The sequence below is a fragment of the Vibrio fluminensis genome, from assembly GCF_015278125.1.
Lineage (GTDB): Bacteria > Pseudomonadota > Gammaproteobacteria > Enterobacterales > Vibrionaceae > Vibrio > Vibrio fluminensis.
Genome location: NZ_JADILO010000035.1, coordinates 20589 through 37857, shown reverse-complemented (window position 1 = coordinate 37857; position 17269 = coordinate 20589). Strand labels below are relative to the sequence as shown.

General features: G+C 45.4%; 17 protein-coding genes. 11 read left to right on the top strand and 6 right to left on the bottom strand.

Annotated elements, in window-relative coordinates; all coding sequences use genetic code 11:
- The first annotated feature begins 3 nt into the window (after window positions 1-3).
- The 7 genes from rsxC (at window position 4) to IRQ95_RS18645 (ending at window position 6948) form a co-directional block, all read left to right on the top strand.
- Window positions 4-2730 carry an electron transport complex subunit RsxC gene (gene rsxC / locus IRQ95_RS18675; protein WP_194438708.1) on the top strand — a complete coding sequence of 909 codons (2727 nt, stop codon included), beginning with the start codon at window positions 4-6 and terminating at the stop codon, window positions 2728-2730.
- A complete protein-coding gene (gene rsxD / locus IRQ95_RS18670) occupies window positions 2730-3776 on the top strand; it encodes an electron transport complex subunit RsxD (protein ID WP_123780412.1) in 1047 nt (348 codons plus the stop codon). Before rsxC ends, rsxD begins: the two co-directional genes overlap by 1 nt.
- 7 nt (window positions 3777-3783) lie before the next feature.
- The gene (gene rsxG, locus IRQ95_RS18665) at window positions 3784-4419 is read left to right on the top strand and encodes an electron transport complex subunit RsxG (protein ID WP_194438706.1); all 636 of its coding nucleotides are present in this window, start codon (window positions 3784-3786) and stop codon (window positions 4417-4419) included.
- Window positions 4412-5101, top strand: a complete 690-nt coding sequence (locus IRQ95_RS18660) for an electron transport complex subunit E (protein ID WP_075650085.1) — start codon at window positions 4412-4414, stop codon at window positions 5099-5101. Before rsxG ends, IRQ95_RS18660 begins: the two co-directional genes overlap by 8 nt.
- 92 nt (window positions 5102-5193) lie before the next feature.
- Window positions 5194-5829: an endonuclease III gene (nth, locus tag IRQ95_RS18655; RefSeq protein WP_075650084.1), complete on the top strand. Its 636-nt coding sequence runs from the start codon at window positions 5194-5196 to the stop codon at window positions 5827-5829.
- Window positions 5830-5979: 150 nt separating this feature from the next.
- Complete coding sequence (gene gloA, locus IRQ95_RS18650) at window positions 5980-6396, top strand: lactoylglutathione lyase (RefSeq protein ID WP_075650083.1); 417 nt, start codon at window positions 5980-5982, stop codon at window positions 6394-6396.
- 114 nt (window positions 6397-6510) lie between these two features.
- On the top strand, window positions 6511-6948 hold the full coding sequence (locus IRQ95_RS18645; RefSeq protein WP_194438704.1) for a DUF2753 family protein: 438 nt from the start codon (window positions 6511-6513) through the stop codon (window positions 6946-6948).
- 108 nt (window positions 6949-7056) lie between these two features.
- On the opposite strand, the gene motY is transcribed toward IRQ95_RS18645, so the two are convergent.
- On the bottom strand, window positions 7057-7902 hold the full coding sequence (gene motY, locus IRQ95_RS18640) for a flagellar protein MotY (protein WP_431358063.1): 846 nt from the start codon (window positions 7900-7902) through the stop codon (window positions 7057-7059).
- Window positions 7903-8202: 300 nt separating this feature from the next.
- On the opposite strand from motY, the gene rnt reads away from it, so the two are divergent.
- Both rnt and IRQ95_RS18630 read left to right on the top strand, forming a co-directional pair.
- Entirely contained in the window at window positions 8203-8865 is a 663-nt protein-coding gene (gene rnt / locus IRQ95_RS18635) for a ribonuclease T (protein ID WP_194438700.1), read from the top strand.
- A gap of 25 nt (window positions 8866-8890) precedes the next feature.
- Entirely contained in the window at window positions 8891-10213 is a 1323-nt protein-coding gene (locus IRQ95_RS18630; RefSeq protein ID WP_194438697.1) for a Na+/H+ antiporter family protein, read from the top strand.
- Window positions 10214-10283: 70 nt separating this feature from the next.
- Here IRQ95_RS18630 and bamC read toward each other — a convergent pair whose 3' ends face one another.
- Window positions 10284-11306: an outer membrane protein assembly factor BamC gene (gene bamC / locus IRQ95_RS18625; protein WP_194438695.1), complete on the bottom strand. Its 1023-nt coding sequence runs from the start codon at window positions 11304-11306 to the stop codon at window positions 10284-10286.
- Between the two features lie 53 nt (window positions 11307-11359).
- Entirely contained in the window at window positions 11360-12238 is an 879-nt protein-coding gene (gene dapA, locus IRQ95_RS18620) for a 4-hydroxy-tetrahydrodipicolinate synthase (protein WP_194438693.1), read from the bottom strand.
- Between the two features lie 401 nt (window positions 12239-12639).
- Between dapA and IRQ95_RS18615 the strand changes: the two genes are divergently transcribed.
- Window positions 12640-13182, top strand: coding sequence for a glycine cleavage system transcriptional repressor (locus tag IRQ95_RS18615; protein WP_194438691.1), 543 nt, complete (start codon window positions 12640-12642; stop codon window positions 13180-13182).
- Between the two features lie 12 nt (window positions 13183-13194).
- A complete protein-coding gene (bcp, locus tag IRQ95_RS18610) occupies window positions 13195-13662 on the top strand; it encodes a thioredoxin-dependent thiol peroxidase (RefSeq protein ID WP_194438690.1) in 468 nt (155 codons plus the stop codon).
- A gap of 69 nt (window positions 13663-13731) precedes the next feature.
- Here the strand turns inward: bcp and IRQ95_RS18605 are convergent, their stop codons facing one another.
- From IRQ95_RS18605 to IRQ95_RS18595, 3 genes are all read right to left on the bottom strand, one after another.
- Window positions 13732-15603: a methyl-accepting chemotaxis protein gene (locus tag IRQ95_RS18605; protein ID WP_194438687.1), complete on the bottom strand. Its 1872-nt coding sequence runs from the start codon at window positions 15601-15603 to the stop codon at window positions 13732-13734.
- 177 nt (window positions 15604-15780) lie between these two features.
- Window positions 15781-16857 carry an AI-2E family transporter gene (locus IRQ95_RS18600; RefSeq protein WP_194438685.1) on the bottom strand — a complete coding sequence of 359 codons (1077 nt, stop codon included), beginning with the start codon at window positions 16855-16857 and terminating at the stop codon, window positions 15781-15783.
- A complete protein-coding gene (locus IRQ95_RS18595) occupies window positions 16851-17081 on the bottom strand; it encodes a sulfurtransferase TusA family protein (protein WP_194438683.1) in 231 nt (76 codons plus the stop codon). Before IRQ95_RS18595 ends, IRQ95_RS18600 begins: the two co-directional genes overlap by 7 nt.
- Window positions 17082-17269: the final 188 nt, after the last annotated feature.

Here is a 17269-nt window from a genome sequence, read left to right as displayed (position 1 = left end):
GGTATGTTGCCATTAATCGAACAAATCAAATCTGGTGCTCTTTGGAATTTTCCTGGTGGTGTTCATCCACCGGAGAATAAACTGCAGTCGCTAAAAACTCCTGTAGCACGAGCATCTATTGCTAACGAACTGGTTTTGCCAGTGAAGCAGCATATCGGTCAAGCTGGTAACTTAATCGTTACCGAAGGTGAGCGCGTATTAAAAGGTCAACCTCTGACTAAGTACGATACCAGCTTTATGCTACCGATCCACGCGCCTACCTCTGGCATCGTAAAAGCTATTGAGCCAAGAACCACGGCCCACCCTTCAGGTCTCTCTGAACTGTGTATTGTTCTCGAGCCGGATCATTTGGATGAATGGATTGAGCGCCAGCCAGTTGCTGATTACCAAGTAAAAACGCCGGAAGCTCTGATTGAGATTATTCGCCAAGCGGGTATTTCAGGTATGGGTGGCGCAGGCTTCCCTACCGCAAAGAAAATTCAAGCCGGTCTTGGCCGCACGGAAATCTTGATTGTTAACGCCGCAGAATGTGAACCTTACATCACGGCGGATGATGTGCTGATGCAAGACTATGCTGATGCCATTATCCAAGGTATTGAAGTTGTTGAATATATTCTCAAGCCAAAGCTGACTATCATTGGTATTGAAGACAACAAACCTCAAGCCGTAAAAGCTTTAGAGCTTGCTGCACAAGATAAAGATATCGTGATCCGAGTGATCCCGACGAAATATCCTTCTGGTGGTGAAAAACAGCTGATTAAAGTACTAACTAACAAAGAAGTACCGAACAATGGCATCCCTGCAGATATTGGCTTAATGGTGCAAAACGTCGGCTCTCTGTACGCGATTCAACGTGCCGTTTTCCATGGCGAGCCACTCATTGAGCGTATCGTTACACTAACGGGTAATACTTTCAAACAGCCTAAGAACGTTTGGGCACTGATTGGTACGCCAGTGCAAGCTCTGCTTGATGAGTTTGACTACAGTGCTGACAAGAAAATGCAACGCCTGATCATGGGTGGCCCAATGATGGGCTTTACTCTGCCGCATACCAATGTGCCGATTACCAAAACGGCGAACTGTATTTTGGCGCCAACACGCCGTGAAATCGCAGTTGATTCGTATGAAATGGCGTGTATTCGTTGTGGTCAATGTGCCGAGGCTTGCCCTGCTTCACTGCTACCACAGCAATTGCAATGGCATGCCAAAGCTCAAGAGTTCGACAAGTGCGAAGAACTCAACCTCAAAGATTGTATTGAGTGTGGCGCATGTGCGTTTGTCTGTCCTAGTGAAATTCCACTGGTTAAGTACTACCGTCAAGCCAAAGCTGAAATTCGTCTACGCAAAGAAGAAGCTGATGCTTCAGAACGCGCAAAACAGCGCTTTGAAAATAAAAAAGCGCGTATGGAACGCGACAAAGCAGAACGTGAAAATCGCTTCAAAAAAGCCGCAGATGATCGTCGTAAAGATATGAAAGAATCTGGTGGTGATGATGCGATTGCGGCTGCAATTTCTCGTGTTAAAGCGCAAAAGAGCCAAGAACAGCCGCAAGAAGCAAGTGTTAAGCCTGCTGTCGCAGCAGCAATTGCGCGTGCTAAAGCGAAGCAAGCGGAAGCCATGCAGAAAGGTCAAACTGAGCCAGACAATAGCGAGATGGCAAAATTACGTGAAGAGCGTAAACGTCAAGCTCGTGAACGTAAGGCTGAAAAAGACTCTGCAAGCGCTGAGTCTACCGATAAGAAAGACGCGGTCGCTGCGGCAATTGCTCGCGCTAAAGCGAAAAAAGCGCAGCAACAACAGAGCGACGCTACGGATACTCCAGCAGCGGATAAGAAAGCGGCGGTTGCAGCTGCGATTGCCCGTGCGAAAGCGCGTAAAGCCGAAGCAGAAGTATCAAATGCCGACAACACGGCTGAGGCAGAAACGGCAAGCGAAGATCCGAAGAAAGCTGCTGTCGCTGCCGCGATTGCTCGTGCAAAAGCGCGTAAAGCTGAACAAGAAGTAATAGCTGACGAAAACACGGCTGAGACAGGAGCGACCAACGAAGATCCGAAAAAAGCCGCTGTCGCTGCCGCGATTGCCCGCGCGAAAGCACGCAAAGCTGAACAAGGAGTGAAAGCTGACAACGACACGGCTGAGGCAGAAACCGCAAACGAAGATCCGAAAAAAGCCGCTATCGCTGCCGCGATTGCCCGTGCTAAAGCACGCAAAGCTGAACAAGAAGCGAAAGCTGACGACAACACGGCTGAGGCAGAAACCGCAAGCGAAGATCCGAAAAAAGCCGCTGTCGCTGCCGCGATCGCTCGCGCTAAAGCACGCAAAGCTGAACAAGAAGTGAAAGCTGACAACGACACTGCTGAGGTAGAAACCGCAAGCGAAGATCCGAAGAAAGCCGCTGTCGCTGCCGCAATTGCCCGTGCGAAAGCGCGTAAAGCAGAGCAAGAAGCAAACGCTGATAGTGACACTGCTGAGGCAGAAACCGCAAGCGAAGACCCGAAAAAAGCGGCTGTCGCTGCCGCGATCGCTCGCGCTAAAGCACGCAAAGCGGAGCAACAAGCAAAAGCTGACAGCGACACTGCTGAAACAGAAGCCCAAGCAGAAAATGATGCTACGGATGCGGAACGCGCAGAAATCGATCCAAAGAAAGCGGCGGTCGCAGCAGCTATCGCACGCGCTAAAGCTCGTAAAGCACAACAAGAACAACAAAAACAATCTGAGGAGAAAGAGTAGTGGCCTTCTTTATTGCCAGCTCACCCCATGCGCACAGCCGCAGAAGCACTCCTGATCTTATGAAGTGGGTCGCCTTGTGCGCCCTACCAGGTCTCATTGCCCAAACTTACTTCTTTGGTTGGGGGACAGTGATTCAATTAGTGATGGCTATCGTAATTGCATTAAGCCTTGAAGCAATGGTGATGCTGCTGCGTAAGCGCCCACCGATGTCTGCTTTACGCGACAATAGTGCTCTAGTCACCGCTTGGTTGCTGGCCATCGCCATTCCGCCACTTTCACCATGGTGGGTCATTACCATCGGTCTGATCTTTGCGATTGTGATTGCGAAACAACTTTATGGTGGCATTGGGCAAAACCCATTTAACCCAGCAATGGTCGCTTATGTGGTACTCCTGATCTCTTTCCCGGTACAAATGACCAGTTGGATTTCGCCAGTTGAACTTCAAGCAACCCCTATCAGCATGGCGGATGCTTTCTCATTGATTTTCACAGGCTTCAATGTTGAAGGTTTGTCACTGCAGCAAATCCGTACCGGTATTGATGGCATCACGATGGCAACCCCACTTGATAGCTTTAAGACCGCTTTAGTGGCAGGCAACACCGCAAGCGAAGCGCTTTCTCAACCACAATTTGGTGAGTTCGCCGGTCTTGGCTGGCAATGGGTTAACCTTGCCTACCTGATCGGTGGTTTGGCGATGATCAAACTGCGCGTGATCAGTTGGCAAATCCCGGTGAGCTTCTTAGCGAGTCTCTTTGTTATCAGTGGTCTGTTTATGCTGCTAACGCCGGATCAAACTGCGTCACCGATTATTCATCTGTTCTCAGGTGCAACGATGCTCGGTGCATTCTTCATTGCCACTGACCCAGTATCAGCTTCGACTACAGTGAAAGGTCGTCTAATTTTTGGCGCATTTATTGGCGCAATGGTGTTTATTATTCGTAGCTGGGGTGGTTTCCCTGATGGCGTAGCTTTCGCAGTATTGCTGGCTAACATGTGTGTACCACTGATCGATTACTACACTAAGCCACGAACTTACGGACACTGAGGTAAGCATGTTAAACGCAATTCGTAAAAATGGTGTTGTTCTAGCTATATTCGCCTGCGCCTCAACAGGCCTAGTCGCTTTGACTCAATACCTAACTAAGGATCAAATCCAAGTCCAAGAACAGAAGCAATTGCTCTCCGTCTTGAACCAAGTGATCCCGCAAGAGATGCATGACAATGTGCTATACGAAGCTTGCACGCTTGTACAAGATCCCGCTCTTGGTACTGAAGCGCCGATGCCTGCTTATATCGCAACGTTGCAAGGTCAACCAACCGCAATCGCGCTAGAAGCCATCGCACCTGACGGTTACAACGGCGCAATTAAAATCATCGTAGCGGTTAAACAAGATGGCACAATTACTGGCACTCGCGTTCTATCTCATCAAGAAACGCCGGGACTAGGGGACAAGATTGACCTACGTGTTAGTGATTGGATTTTGAGTTTTGCTGGCAAACAAGTCACAGAAGACAACCAAGCAAGCTGGCATGTACGTAAAGATGGCGGTCAGTTCGACCAATTTACTGGCGCAACTATTACTCCTCGTGCTGTGGTAAAATCGGTAAAACGTACGGTTGATTACATCAACCAAAACCGCGATCAATTACTTGCTCAACCTCGCGGTTGTGGAGGCTCTCATGGCTGATAACAAAAAGTTATTTAAAGATGGTATGTGGGACAATAACCCTGCCCTAGTGCAATTACTGGGTTTGTGTCCCCTGCTCGCAGTATCGTCAACCGTTACCAACGCCTTAGGCTTAGGTATTGCAACGCTATTAGTATTAGTCGGCTCTAACGTTACGGTATCTTTAGTGCGCGACTATGTGCCTAAAGAAGTGCGTATTCCCGTGTTCGTAATGATCATTGCCGCGCTGGTAACTTGCGTACAATTGCTAATGAATGCTTACGCTTACGGACTCTACTTATCGCTGGGCATTTTTATTCCACTTATCGTAACCAACTGTATCATCATTGGTCGTGCTGAGGCGTTTGCGTCAAAAAATGATCCACTCCCCGCAGCGCTCGACGGTTTCTGGATGGGCTTAGGCATGACCAGCGTACTGGTTGTACTTGGCGCCATGCGTGAAATCATCGGCAACGGTACTCTGTTCGATGGTGCGGATTTGCTACTTGGTGATTGGGCGCAAGCGTTACGAATCGAAATCTTCCAATTCGATAACAGTTTCTTGCTTGCCCTATTGCCACCGGGCGCCTTTATCGGCGTCGGCTTCTTGATTGCACTGAAAAATGTGATCGACAAGAAACTGGCTGAGCGTCAGCCGAAACAGGATAAACCAGCTATTGAGCGCGCTCGCGTAACCAATTAAGCTATAAAGCTCACTCTTCGAAGTGAGCTTTTTTATAATAAAAACAAACCAATCCCAGCTGATTGGTATTAAACACTAGAAGCAGCTAACAAATGAACAATACTAAGCGTGTTGAGATTCTCAAGCGGTTACGGGAAAACAACCCCAACCCGCAAACAGAACTTAACTGGAGTACGCCTTTTGAATTACTGATCGCCGTTTTACTATCAGCACAAGCAACGGATGTCAGCGTCAACAAGGCAACCGACAAACTTTATCCCGTTGCCAATACCCCACAAGCTCTACTGGATTTAGGGGTTGATGGCGTTAAGCAATACATCAAAACCATTGGTCTGTTTAACTCAAAAGCAGAAAATGTCATCAAGACCTGCAAGATCCTAATCGAGCAGCATGGTGGTGAGGTGCCTGAAGACCGCGCCGCGTTAGAAGCTCTGCCTGGCGTTGGAAGAAAGACTGCCAATGTGGTGCTCAATACCGCTTTTGGCTGGCCAACGATTGCGGTTGATACTCATATCTATCGTGTCTCAAATCGCACCAAGTTTGCTATGGGTAAAAACGTCGATCAGGTAGAAGAAAAACTGCTTAAAGTGGTACCCAAAGAGTTCAAACTCGACGTACACCACTGGTTGATTCTGCATGGCCGCTACACCTGTGTCGCGCGCAAACCCCGCTGTGGTAGCTGCATTATTGAAGACCTATGTGAGTATAAAGATAAGACGGAAGTCTAGCCTCAAGTTGAACTCTAAAGGCAGCGAAATGTGTTGCCTTTAGAGAATCTAAAATAAATTAATATACTGATCTTACTACTGATATTCATCCTGACTAAACCTCGATTAATCATGATAAACTTCTCTGATAATCAAACACGGGAGTGAACCATGTCAAACGGACGCATCTTACACACTATGCTACGCGTAGGTGATTTAGACAAATCAATTCAATTCTACACTGATGTAATGGGCATGACGCTATTACGCAAAAATGAGAATACCGAGTATAAATACACACTCGCATTCCTCGGTTATGGCGATGAATCACAAGGTTCTGTTATTGAGCTTACTTATAACTGGGGCACGACTGAATATGACCTAGGCAGTGCGTTTGGCCATATCGCAATTGGTGTTGATGATATCTACTCTACTTGTGATGCAATCAAGGCCGCTGGCGGCAATGTGACTCGTGAACCAGGCCCAGTAAAAGGCGGTACAACACATATCGCTTTCGTCAAAGACCCTGATGGCTACATGATTGAACTGATTCAAAACAAGCAAGCTTCTGCTGGCCTTGAAGGCTAACTAACAACACTTCACCATTTCTAGATTGAGGGCAGCATTCGCTGCCCTTTTTTGCTTTACATGAAAATAATTATCATTTAATCTTCAATCACGTTTCATAAAGAGGTTGAAGAAATGGAAATTTCAGACTGGGAGAAACACACCTTACTAGCAGACATCGCACTTCAAGAGCATGATCACCTTCGTTGTGTTCTCCACTATCAGCAAGCTTTAACGCTCAGTGAGCAAATCAGTGAGTCTGAGGAAATTGAAGTGGAAGATAGGCTGATGATTTCAGTGATCTCCTGTCACAACCTTGCCTCTTTTTGGCGCACCATCGGTGATACAAAGTATGAGCTCAGATACCTAAAGCTGGCCTCTGAAAAAGTGCTGACGCTTGTTCCCCAATGTCCAAATACGGATTGCGATGCTTTTGTTGACTCGATGGGATGTTGTAAAAAAGCACTGGTCGAATTTATGAAGCGTCACCCTAACGCAAAAATCGCGCGCTTAGTTCAAGATATTGATACTGCGACCAACTGTAACCTGATCGCTAAGTTTAGATTGAACTAAATTCCCTCGTATTTTGGTGTTTAGTCAACCCAAATGAAAAACCAGCCAAGCGGCTGGTTTTTCTCTTAATATATGCCCTGCAATCGAAAAATGCTTGGGTAGCCTTGTTTAGATCTGTGTTCGACCTAATGAAATAACCACACGACGGTTTCGATCTTTGCCAAGTGGCGACGAATTATCAGCAATAGGTCGGCGCTTACCATAACCTTGCACTTGAATACGATCTTCAGGTAATCCAATCGACTTGAAATAGTCTCGCATGACATCGGCACGTTGTTCGGACAACGCTTGGCTCTCACTCTTACTGTCTTCTGATCCGGTATAAGTAGAAACCAACACCAAATCGACATCTTGGTTATATCGAATATATTCAGCAATTTGCGATAGACGTTTTTGCGATGCTTTGTTCAGTTGTACGCTTGAGCGATCATAATGCAGGATCGTAAAGGCAATATCTTCAAAACTGTACGGCAAAAGATTCGCTAAACAATCACTAAATACATTGTACTTTTGCTGAAACAACACGGACGACAGTGCGACTTCTACACGCTGATTATTACTTTGCCAGTCACGATAGCTAAACGTTGGTGAGCGTCCTTTTTCCAGTTCACTCAAAATACTCCAAGCAGTTTGACCGCCGACATAACCATCAAATTGTTTGAAGAAGCGAATACTGGTCATGCGATCGGCACTATCGCCCGGACGCCAAGCCGGTGGCATTGAAACCAAAGAGACATCTCGCGTCTCACCCATTGGACGCTTCATCTTCAATTCAAAGTCCAAATTGATCTTCTTACTCGCATGGGAGGTGAATACCGCATCACCATAGTTAGGAATTGGATGAACAAGTTGGCATTGCAGCGGTGTATTGACCACCATTTGCCATTGGGATTGTGTTGGCGAGGCCGCATAGAACTTATCCATAGCCCAACTATTGGCGCTCAAGATAGCCATGGTTAATGCTAAGCTGTTAACAATCCGATTCTTCATTCGTTACACTTCTCTGGAATTGATTTATTGCGGCACAAGATTGCCATTTCGACATATCTCAGTCACATCACAACTCTTCTGCAAAATTCCCGCCAACTTTGTGAACTCCCTATTTGTTTGCTCGAAGTTTCAACAAATCAAAACTCACCGTATAGAAGTAGTTCAATAACTCTTTGAGACTCCGGTAATTGCAAAGTAATCTTGATTGGTATTGCATCAATAATCTGCAATAATGCAAGCCTTGTCACACAAATGTAAATCAATATGACTGTAGAAAATGAAGCTTTGACGTTGAAAAAACGCTTCCGTGGATATTTCCCGGTGGTTATCGACGTTGAAACCGCAGGCTTTAATGCCCAAACCGATGCTCTTCTTGAGATTTGTGCCGTAACGCTAAAAATGGATGAACATGGCAATCTTCATCCAGCATCAACGCTTCATTTCCATATTGAGCCCTTTGAAGGGGCAAACCTAGAGAAAGAAGCGCTCGACTTCATTGGTATGAAGGACCCATTTAGCCCTCTGCGAGGTGCTATTCCTGAGTCAGAAGCGCTGAAAGAAATCTATAAGCTTGTACGTAAAGAACAGAAAGCGGCAGATTGCAGCCGTGCGATCATCGTGGCACACAATGCGACCTTTGATCATAACTTTGTTATGGCCGCTAGTGAACGTAGCAAGCTAAAGCGTGTCCCATTCCATCCTTTTGCAACTTTTGATACTGCGGCATTAAGTGGTCTTGCTTATGGCCAAACCGTTTTGGCAAAAGCATGTAAAGCTGCGGGGATGGAGTTTGACAATAAAGAAGCCCACTCTGCACTTTATGACACACAACAAACCGCAGAGCTGTTTTGTGGAATCGTCAACAAATGGAAGGCCTTAGGTGGTTGGCCGCTTGTAAACGAAGAAACAAACAACACACAACAATAAACGCAAACACGATAAAGAGTTAACTATGAATCCTGTTGTAATATCTGTATGTATCATGCTGATACTTGCCCTGATGCGGGTAAATGTAGTGGTTGCACTAACATTTAGCGCGATCGTTGGCGGCTTAGTATCAGGTATGGAGCTGAAGGAAACCATCTCAGCTTTTGAAAGTGGTTTAGGTGGCGGTGCAACTATCGCTCTAAGCTACGCGATGTTAGGAACTTTTGCTGTCGCGATCTCTCGTTCTGGCATCACTGATCTGTTAGCAAACAGCGTTATTCGTCGCCTTAATGGCAAAGAGAACAGTGCATCAACGACCGGTCTAAAGTACGGTATGCTATTCGCACTGGTACTGGTGACCATGTCATCGCAAAACGTTATCCCTGTTCACATCGCCTTCATTCCTATTCTAATTCCACCTCTACTCGGCGTGTTTGCTAAATTAAAACTCGACCGTCGAATGATTGCCTGTGTATTAACCTTTGGTCTGATCACGCCATACATGGTGTTACCGATTGGCTTTGGCGGTATCTTCCTCAACAACATTCTGCTGAAGAACCTGCATGACAATGGCTTGGATGTGGTTGCGTCGCAAGTCCCAACAGCCATGCTTCTTCCAGCAGCTGGTATGATCTTCGGATTGCTAACCGCGATTTTCTTCAGCTATCGCAAACCGCGCGAATATGCAGAAACAAGTCATACTAAACCGAATCAAGAGACACAAACCATTAACCGCCGCAATATCGTGGTCGCGGGCTTAGGTATCTTAGCGGCACTCACTGTGCAACTATATACTGGCTCAATGATCATTGGCGCGCTAGGTGGCTTTATGGTGTTCACTTTCGGCGGTGTTATCGCATGGAAAGAAACCCATGATGTATTCACTAAAGGTGTACACATGATGGCGATGATTGGTTTTATCATGATTTCAGCGGCGGGTTTTGCCGCGGTAATGAAGCAAACGGGTGGCGTAGAAACTCTGGTTCAAGCTCTATCCACCAGCATTGGGGATAATAAACCGCTAGCAGCACTGTTGATGCTTATTGTTGGTCTACTTGTCACTATGGGCATTGGTTCATCATTCTCAACCATTCCAATTATCGCGACGATCTATGTGCCTCTTGCGCTAGCATTTGGCTTCTCGCCAATGGCGACCATTGCACTTGTGGGTACAGCCGCAGCACTAGGCGATGCTGGCTCACCAGCCTCAGATTCAACGCTTGGCCCAACATCTGGCCTGAACGCTGACGGGCAGCATGAGCATATTTGGGAAACGGTCGTACCGACCTTTATTCACTACAATATCCCATTGATTATTTTTGGTTGGATTGCAGCAATGGTGCTTTAATCCCTACTCCAGAAACTAAAAAAGCTGACATGATGTCAGCTTTTTTCTTATTTGCTAGTAACTAAATGTCTTATTGGTGCTTCTTCGCCATCGCAGCAAGTACTGGCACCATATCTTTCAGCAATGCTTCTTCGACAGGCTTGCCATCTGGAGCGGTTACGTTGATTGAAGTACGGTTACCTAAATCACCTAATTGGAAGGTGTAAACAACCGATTTCAGTTCAATTGGCTTAACACCGATTTCTTGCCAGAACTCATCATCAGGTTCAGAGTATTTCGCTTTTATCGTACCCTGAGACTGACTGCGTTCCTCAATCTTAAAGCCCATTTCAGGCAAGATCTTTGGCATACGCGCCCACAAAATATCGTATGACGAACGCGCAATAATCACAGGCAAACCTGAACGGTCTGTACCCATTGAAATCGGGATCTGTTTAACGAGCTCACTCGCTTTGCGCTCCGCTTCTTGACGCACGCTTAGATCGTATCGCGCCGTCAATATGTTCGCCATCAAACCACTATAGCGCTCTTTATTAATGTAGGTCGGAGCAACTGATTGATCACCTTGGCGCCAATCAATAAGCGCTAGGCTAACCAAATGACGGCCATTTTTCACACTGCGGCTCAATTCATAACGGGCACTTAGGGGCGTCGTTTCATCTTCTGATACCCATGTAATCCATTCGGTTTCAATACGAGAATCGCTTGATTCACGCACTTTGACATCACGCTCTTTAATCATTGTTTGGGCAGTTTGCCAAACACGATCGGCTTCATCTTGTCTGAGTAACCAAATTAATACATCGCCATTGTCACGTTCGATTCGTGCGCCAGGAATTAACTCAAGCACTTGTTGAGGCGGTCGAATGTCGACTTGATTACCAACACCACCTTTAAAGTCCCCTTGTGGGATTTGATAGTTGGTGTAAAAGCGAGTTTCTGATCCGACAAGTGGCGTCCAGTTCTCAAGTGATGGGGTATTTAAATAATCGAAATCATTGTCAGCTTGACGACGCTGATCAGCACCACCACTACATGCACTCAATACAAAAACAGCTAGTGAACTAACGACTAGCTGGGATGACAACTTCATTGAAACTCCTGATAAATACATGCTGAAGCCATAGGCTTCAGCAATCCTTAAATTTAGTTGATACCTGCATCTTTCAATGCTTGACGAACGATAGGTTGAGACGCTTCAGACAACTCTGTCAGAGGTAAGCGTAAGCCACCGAACTCAATCAACCCCATTTGATGCGCAGCCCACTTCACTGGGATTGGGCTTGATTCAACGAATAAGTTTTTATGTAACGACATCAATCGCTGGTTAATCAACTCAGCTTCTTCATAACGACCTTCTTTTGCCAAACGGAACATGGTTGCCATGTCTTCCGCTGCAAGGTTGTTAGTCACTGAAATCACACCGTGCCCACCAAGACGAACAAAATCCAGACCCGTGGCATCATCACCACTTAGTAAGATAAAATCTTCGCCACAAAGTTCACGATGTTTTGCAATTCGACTTAAATCACCTGTCGCATCTTTCAATGCCACAATGTTTTCAATCTCTGCTAAACGAGCAACGGTTTCTGGTTGCAAGTCTACCGCTGTGCGACCTGGTACGTTGTAAAGGATTTGAGGAATCTCACTTTCCTCGGCGATTGCTTTGTAGTGCTGATACAAACCTTCTTGAGTCGGTTTGTTATAGTAAGGAGTCACACTCAAACAACCTACGATTCCCGAGTTATTTAATAAACGACTAAATGTCACACACTCATGAGTGGCATTGGCGCCTGTACCAGCAATAACCGGAATACGTCCCTCGGCAAATTCAACCGTTTTATGTACGACTTTGACATGCTCTTCAATAGTTAACGTCGCAGATTCACCTGTGGTACCAACAGCGACAATACCATCGCTACCCGCTGCTACATGAAAATCCACGAGTTTCTTCAGGCTAACGTAATCTACTTCGCCGTCTTGAGTAAATGGGGTTATAAGCGCTACGATACTTCCTGAAAACATGTCTATCTCCGATAAATTGTGACTTTTTGCATGGTACTGTATCGAGACGAGCAAAGACAAGCTCTTAACTGCTCTAAAGCCATCTATTTACTCCAATATGTAGGTCAACAATCAGCAAAGCTGCAGAATTCAGATCTAGGTCAAATTGTATTAATACACCTTATCAAAGGCCTTTTCACTCCTCGGCGACGCTGAAATCAAGATGCCCCACCCTAAAACAAGCCTAATTACTGTACTAATATGCCATTGCTGATGAATTACACAGCAACTTTTCGAGTTGCTGAACATTTCATGAGCAAACACGAGTAAATGTGAATAAAGTGATCGAATGCACCATTTTCAGCAGCGACAACTATGCTAAAGTAATCAGTCAATAAGCTAAGCAAATTTAAAGTGATTGTATGACTCAACATCTGGTAATAACCGCGGTTGGTAGCGACCGCCCCGGCATATGTAACCAAATTGTGCGTCTCGTAACGAAGTCTGGTTGTAACATCGTTGATAGCCGTATTGCACTTTTTGGCAGTGAGTTTACCCTCATCATGCTACTTTCAGGCAGCAATGGGGCAATTACTCGTGTTGAGACGACTCTGCCTCTGCTCGGGCAAGAGCAAAACTTGATCACTATGATGAAGCGCACGGCGAAGCATGCTCTGGTCGATCATGCCTATACCATTGAAGCATTTATTGAGGCTGACGATAAGGTCGGGCTAACCGAAAAATTCACCAATTTTTTTGCCGACAAACAACTCGATCTATCGTCACTCAGTGCACAAACCATCGATAAAGAAAAACTGGGCGCTTTGCACGACCAATTTCAGTTAACTCTGACCGCCTCTGTAGACTCGGAGTTTAACTTAATGCAGTTACAAGAAGAGTTTACTGATCTTTGTCGCGAGCAAGACGTAAAAGGCTCACTAAATTTTATAAAGAACAGTCTATAAAAAGGAATCTGCATGAACACGCTGACAGCTGGCTCTCCAGCACCTGCCTTCTCTCTTCATGACCAAGACGGTAATTTGGTTAAACTCGCCGATTTTGCTGGCAAAAAAATACTTTTCTACTTTTACCCAAAAGCAATGACGCCAGGTTGTACCGTACAAGCTCAAGGTCTGCGCGATACTAAAGCGGAATTGGATGCACATAACGTCGTGGTATTGGGTGTCAGCATCGACCCTGTAAAACGTCTTGGTAAATTTATTGAGCGTGACAGCTTGAACTTCTCTTTACTCTCAGATGAAAATCATGCGGTTGCAGAACAGTTTGGCGTGTGGGGCGAAAAGAAGTTTATGGGCAAAGTGTATGATGGCCTTCACCGCATCAGCTTCTTAATTGATGAAAACGGCACCATTGAACACGTGTTCAACAAATTTAAAACCAAAGATCACCATGAAGTCGTGATGAATTATCTAAATAATAAATAGTGATTTAGTCACAAAGCAACACATCATAAAAAACGCCAGCAATCGCTGGCGTTTTATTTTATCAATCGACTAAACGATAAACTTGTTCAATAGATCATCTTGCTTACGCACGCTTTCTGTTTGATGTTCCATTGCAACACTTGATTGCTGGGCTGCATCGGAAACCAACGTGGTCAGATCTTTAATACGTACAGTATTGCTGTTGATTTCTTCTGCGACCAAACTTTGCTCTTCAGCAGCTGAGGCAATTTGCATGTTCATATCGGTAATGCGTTGGATGATCGCACGAATCGCTTGTAATGAATCATTGGCTTGTTGCGCTTTATCTACCGCGATATCTGCGGTCGATTTGCTTTCACTCATTGCAGAAGAGACTGCGCTAGCACCAGATTGCAGCTGCTCAATCATGCCACGAATTTCAGTGGTAGACTGTTGAGTACGCTGAGCCAGTGTGCGTACCTCATCGGCAACCACAGCAAAACCGCGACCAGATTCACCAGCACGAGCCGCTTCAATCGCCGCATTCAGCGCGAGCAAGTTTGTTTGATCGGCGATGTCATTGATCACTTTTAAAATGGTTTCAATGTTATTGGTTGCAGAAGCAAGGCCTGCGACCTCTTCAACCGCTTGATCAACACGCATCGATAGCTGGCTGATCGCTTCTGTCGTATCACTTACCACTACAGAGCCTTGATCTGTCACGTATTCGGCTTCTTTCACCGCTTCTGCCGCACCTTGCGCATTGTTTGCTACATCTGCAGCGGTTACCGACATCTCATGCATTGCGGTCGCTAGTTGCTCAAGCTCTTCTAATTGGCTTGCTACCGCGCGAGAAGCGTCTTGCGCATTCACATAAGACTGCTCCGTACCAACGAGAATACTGGCGCCAATCTCTTTGGATTGAATAATTTGCTGCTGCAGATTTTCGGTGAAGGTATTAAAGCCTTTCGCCAATTGAGCAAATTCAGCATCGGTATTGGTTGCCAAGCGCTTGGTTAAATCACCTTGACCAGACGCCACATCTTGAATTGCATCATTTAGTTCATTTAGAGGACGCATCAAGAACTTAATCAATAGCGAAAGAACTAGAATACTCAATGCCAAAGCAATGATGACGGTAATCATCGTACTGTTGCGCATCTCGTCAATAGTGGCCAAGACGATCGATTCATCCAAAATAGAGCCGACATACCAACCTTCAGAGGATACTTTGGTGAAACGTACTAGGTAGGATTTACCATCTTGCTCGAAACGCTGCTCCCCCTCTTTAACCGTCACTTGAGGCAAGTACTCAGACAAAGACTTGCCGTTATTATTTGCATCTGGGTGAGCGATAGTGGTGCCATCTTGCGCAACAATGAACAAGTAGCCCGCATCAAAAAGATTAGTCTGGTTTACCTTCTCAGCCAACGAGGTAAGTTCCATGTCGTAAAAAACGACACCAAGGAAATCGCCTTTATCACGCATTGGCATTGCGATAGAAATCACTACTTTATTGGTTGATGCATCCACATACGGGTCAGTCACAATCAGACGACTTTGCGATTTAGCTTCTTGGTACCATGGACGCGTACGCGGATCAAAACTTGAATCCACCACCCAAGCATCATCGTTCTCAATCACATGACCATCAGATTCATAACCGGCACCAACTACGATGTATTCATTTTTCACTACTGGCGTTTCCAGTACTGAAGATATATAAGTCGAGTTAGTTGGATCTAGCTCTATCATTTCAGTGGTTGCTTTCGCTAACTTACGGCTCGCTTCCATTTCAGAGCTGACCGCTCGACTAAGCTCTTGCTCAATCTCATTCAGGCTTGTGCTGACTAAATTTTCAACTTCTGCTTTCACTAAGATCGACTGTTGCACCGACAGCAAAACCACAGTGATAAAAAGCAGCGCCGAAGAGGCGGCGACTATTTTCTGGCTGAACTTCATTTTTACCTCATAAAAAAAATCAGCAATACCAGCTTTATCGGCTAGAAGTTGCAAAAGTTTAAATCTAGATCACTAAATTTTTGTTACCAACCAAGAATAATACTTCAACCTACTGAATTAATTGCATAAAAAAAGCTAACCTAAAAAGGTTAGCTTTAATTTTCTTGGCTCAATATCTCATTCTGAGGTTACTGAAGAATCATTTTCGTGACTACTTGGTAACGCGTTCCACACCGCTTTAACCAAAGTCGCAAGTGGAATGGCAAAAAATACACCCCAAAAACCCCAAAGCCCACCAAATACTAGCACCGCAACGATAATCGCGACTGGGTGCAAATTCACCGCCTCTGAAAACAGTACCGGAACCAAGACGTTACCATCTAAGGCTTGGATAATGCCGTAGGCAATCAACAAGTAATAAAAATCTGGAGAAAGTCCCCATTGGAAAAGACCCACAATCGCAACGGGAACCGTCACGGCAGCCGCACCAATATATGGGATCAATACCGAAAGCCCCACCGCTACCGCTAACAACACGGAATAACGCAGATCAAGAATGGCGAATGTCACGTAACTCACACCACCAACAATTAAGATCTCCATCACTTTGCCGCGAATATAGTTCGAGATCTGTTCATTCATCTCATCCCATACTTTAGTCGCTAATTTTCGGTTGCGTGGCAACATACCACTTGCCATTGCGATCATCTCTTCCTTATCTTTCAATAAGAAAAAAACCAGCAATGGCACCAGGATTAAGTAAACCGCAAGAGTCGCAAGGCTAACTAAAGACGCTAAAGAGCCTTTAACGACACTTTCTCCAACGCTAATCACTTGGTTCTTGGCATTGGTCACCAGCGACTCAACAATCTGAAAGTTGGCCAACTCTGGGTATTTTTGTGGTAACTCAGCAATCACTTGCTGCAACCCTGAATACATATTAGGAATATCATTGATTAGATTGCCGACCTGAGTCCAGATGGTTGGCACCAAACCAAAAATGGCAACAATAGCCAAAGTAAAGAAGGTAAGAATGGCAAACACAACTGACAACGTGCGTGGAACGCCAAGTTTCGATAATTTTGCCACTGGCCATTCAAGCAGGTAAGCAAGCACAATCGCCACCAGCAAAGGGGCAATCAAATTGCCGAAGAAGTAGATAGTAATAAAACCAAAGAAAAGAATTGCTACTAAGCTCACTGCGTGTGGGTCGGAGAAACGTCGCTTGTACCAACGACTGACCATTTCTAACATCTTGGAAGTTTCCCTCTAGTCACGTTTAAAGAGTAATAGTTGTTAAGTTGAGTCAACTCGACCTCAAACGAATGCTGGCTTAAATAGCTCACTATGTCCGATTTAGAGCTTGGGTCTGTCACTAAAATGTTAAGCCTATCACCATCAACCAACTTCGCCGACTGGCGTTTAGCAAGCAACAATGACATAGGGCAACGCTGCTCTCTTAAGTCTAAATCTTTCATTTAGCAATCAAAGCCGAATAAACACTATTAGCTTGCCATTGTATACTTAACAGCTAAAAATTGCTCGCCCTGTCGAGATGGAACAAACTATCACCGCTTGGAGGTGATGGAGATAGAGATATCAATTAACTTTATTTGCTTTGAAACCCTCACACCAATAAAGTGTCTATATCTCAGTAGCTATAGAA

Excerpts from the sequence above, each read along its gene's own strand:
- rsxC (WP_194438708.1), top strand. The coding sequence starts at position 4 with ATGTTGCCATTAATCGAACAAATCAAATCTGGTGCTCTTTGGAATTTT.
- rsxG (WP_194438706.1), top strand. The coding sequence starts at position 3,784 with ATGTTAAACGCAATTCGTAAAAATGGTGTTGTTCTAGCTATATTCGCC.
- IRQ95_RS18660 (WP_075650085.1), top strand. The coding sequence starts at position 4,412 with ATGGCTGATAACAAAAAGTTATTTAAAGATGGTATGTGGGACAATAAC.
- nth (WP_075650084.1), top strand. The coding sequence starts at position 5,194 with ATGAACAATACTAAGCGTGTTGAGATTCTCAAGCGGTTACGGGAAAAC.
- gloA (WP_075650083.1), top strand. The coding sequence starts at position 5,980 with ATGTCAAACGGACGCATCTTACACACTATGCTACGCGTAGGTGATTTA.
- IRQ95_RS18645 (WP_194438704.1), top strand. The coding sequence starts at position 6,511 with ATGGAAATTTCAGACTGGGAGAAACACACCTTACTAGCAGACATCGCA.
- motY (WP_431358063.1), bottom strand. The coding sequence starts at position 7,902 with ATGGCTATCTTGAGCGCCAATAGTTGGGCTATGGATAAGTTCTATGCG.
- rnt (WP_194438700.1), top strand. The coding sequence starts at position 8,203 with ATGACTGTAGAAAATGAAGCTTTGACGTTGAAAAAACGCTTCCGTGGA.
- IRQ95_RS18630 (WP_194438697.1), top strand. The coding sequence starts at position 8,891 with ATGAATCCTGTTGTAATATCTGTATGTATCATGCTGATACTTGCCCTG.
- bamC (WP_194438695.1), bottom strand. The coding sequence starts at position 11,306 with ATGAAGTTGTCATCCCAGCTAGTCGTTAGTTCACTAGCTGTTTTTGTA.
- dapA (WP_194438693.1), bottom strand. The coding sequence starts at position 12,238 with ATGTTTTCAGGAAGTATCGTAGCGCTTATAACCCCATTTACTCAAGAC.
- IRQ95_RS18615 (WP_194438691.1), top strand. The coding sequence starts at position 12,640 with ATGACTCAACATCTGGTAATAACCGCGGTTGGTAGCGACCGCCCCGGC.
- bcp (WP_194438690.1), top strand. The coding sequence starts at position 13,195 with ATGAACACGCTGACAGCTGGCTCTCCAGCACCTGCCTTCTCTCTTCAT.
- IRQ95_RS18605 (WP_194438687.1), bottom strand. The coding sequence starts at position 15,603 with ATGAAGTTCAGCCAGAAAATAGTCGCCGCCTCTTCGGCGCTGCTTTTT.
- IRQ95_RS18600 (WP_194438685.1), bottom strand. The coding sequence starts at position 16,857 with ATGTTAGAAATGGTCAGTCGTTGGTACAAGCGACGTTTCTCCGACCCA.
- IRQ95_RS18595 (WP_194438683.1), bottom strand. The coding sequence starts at position 17,081 with ATGAAAGATTTAGACTTAAGAGAGCAGCGTTGCCCTATGTCATTGTTG.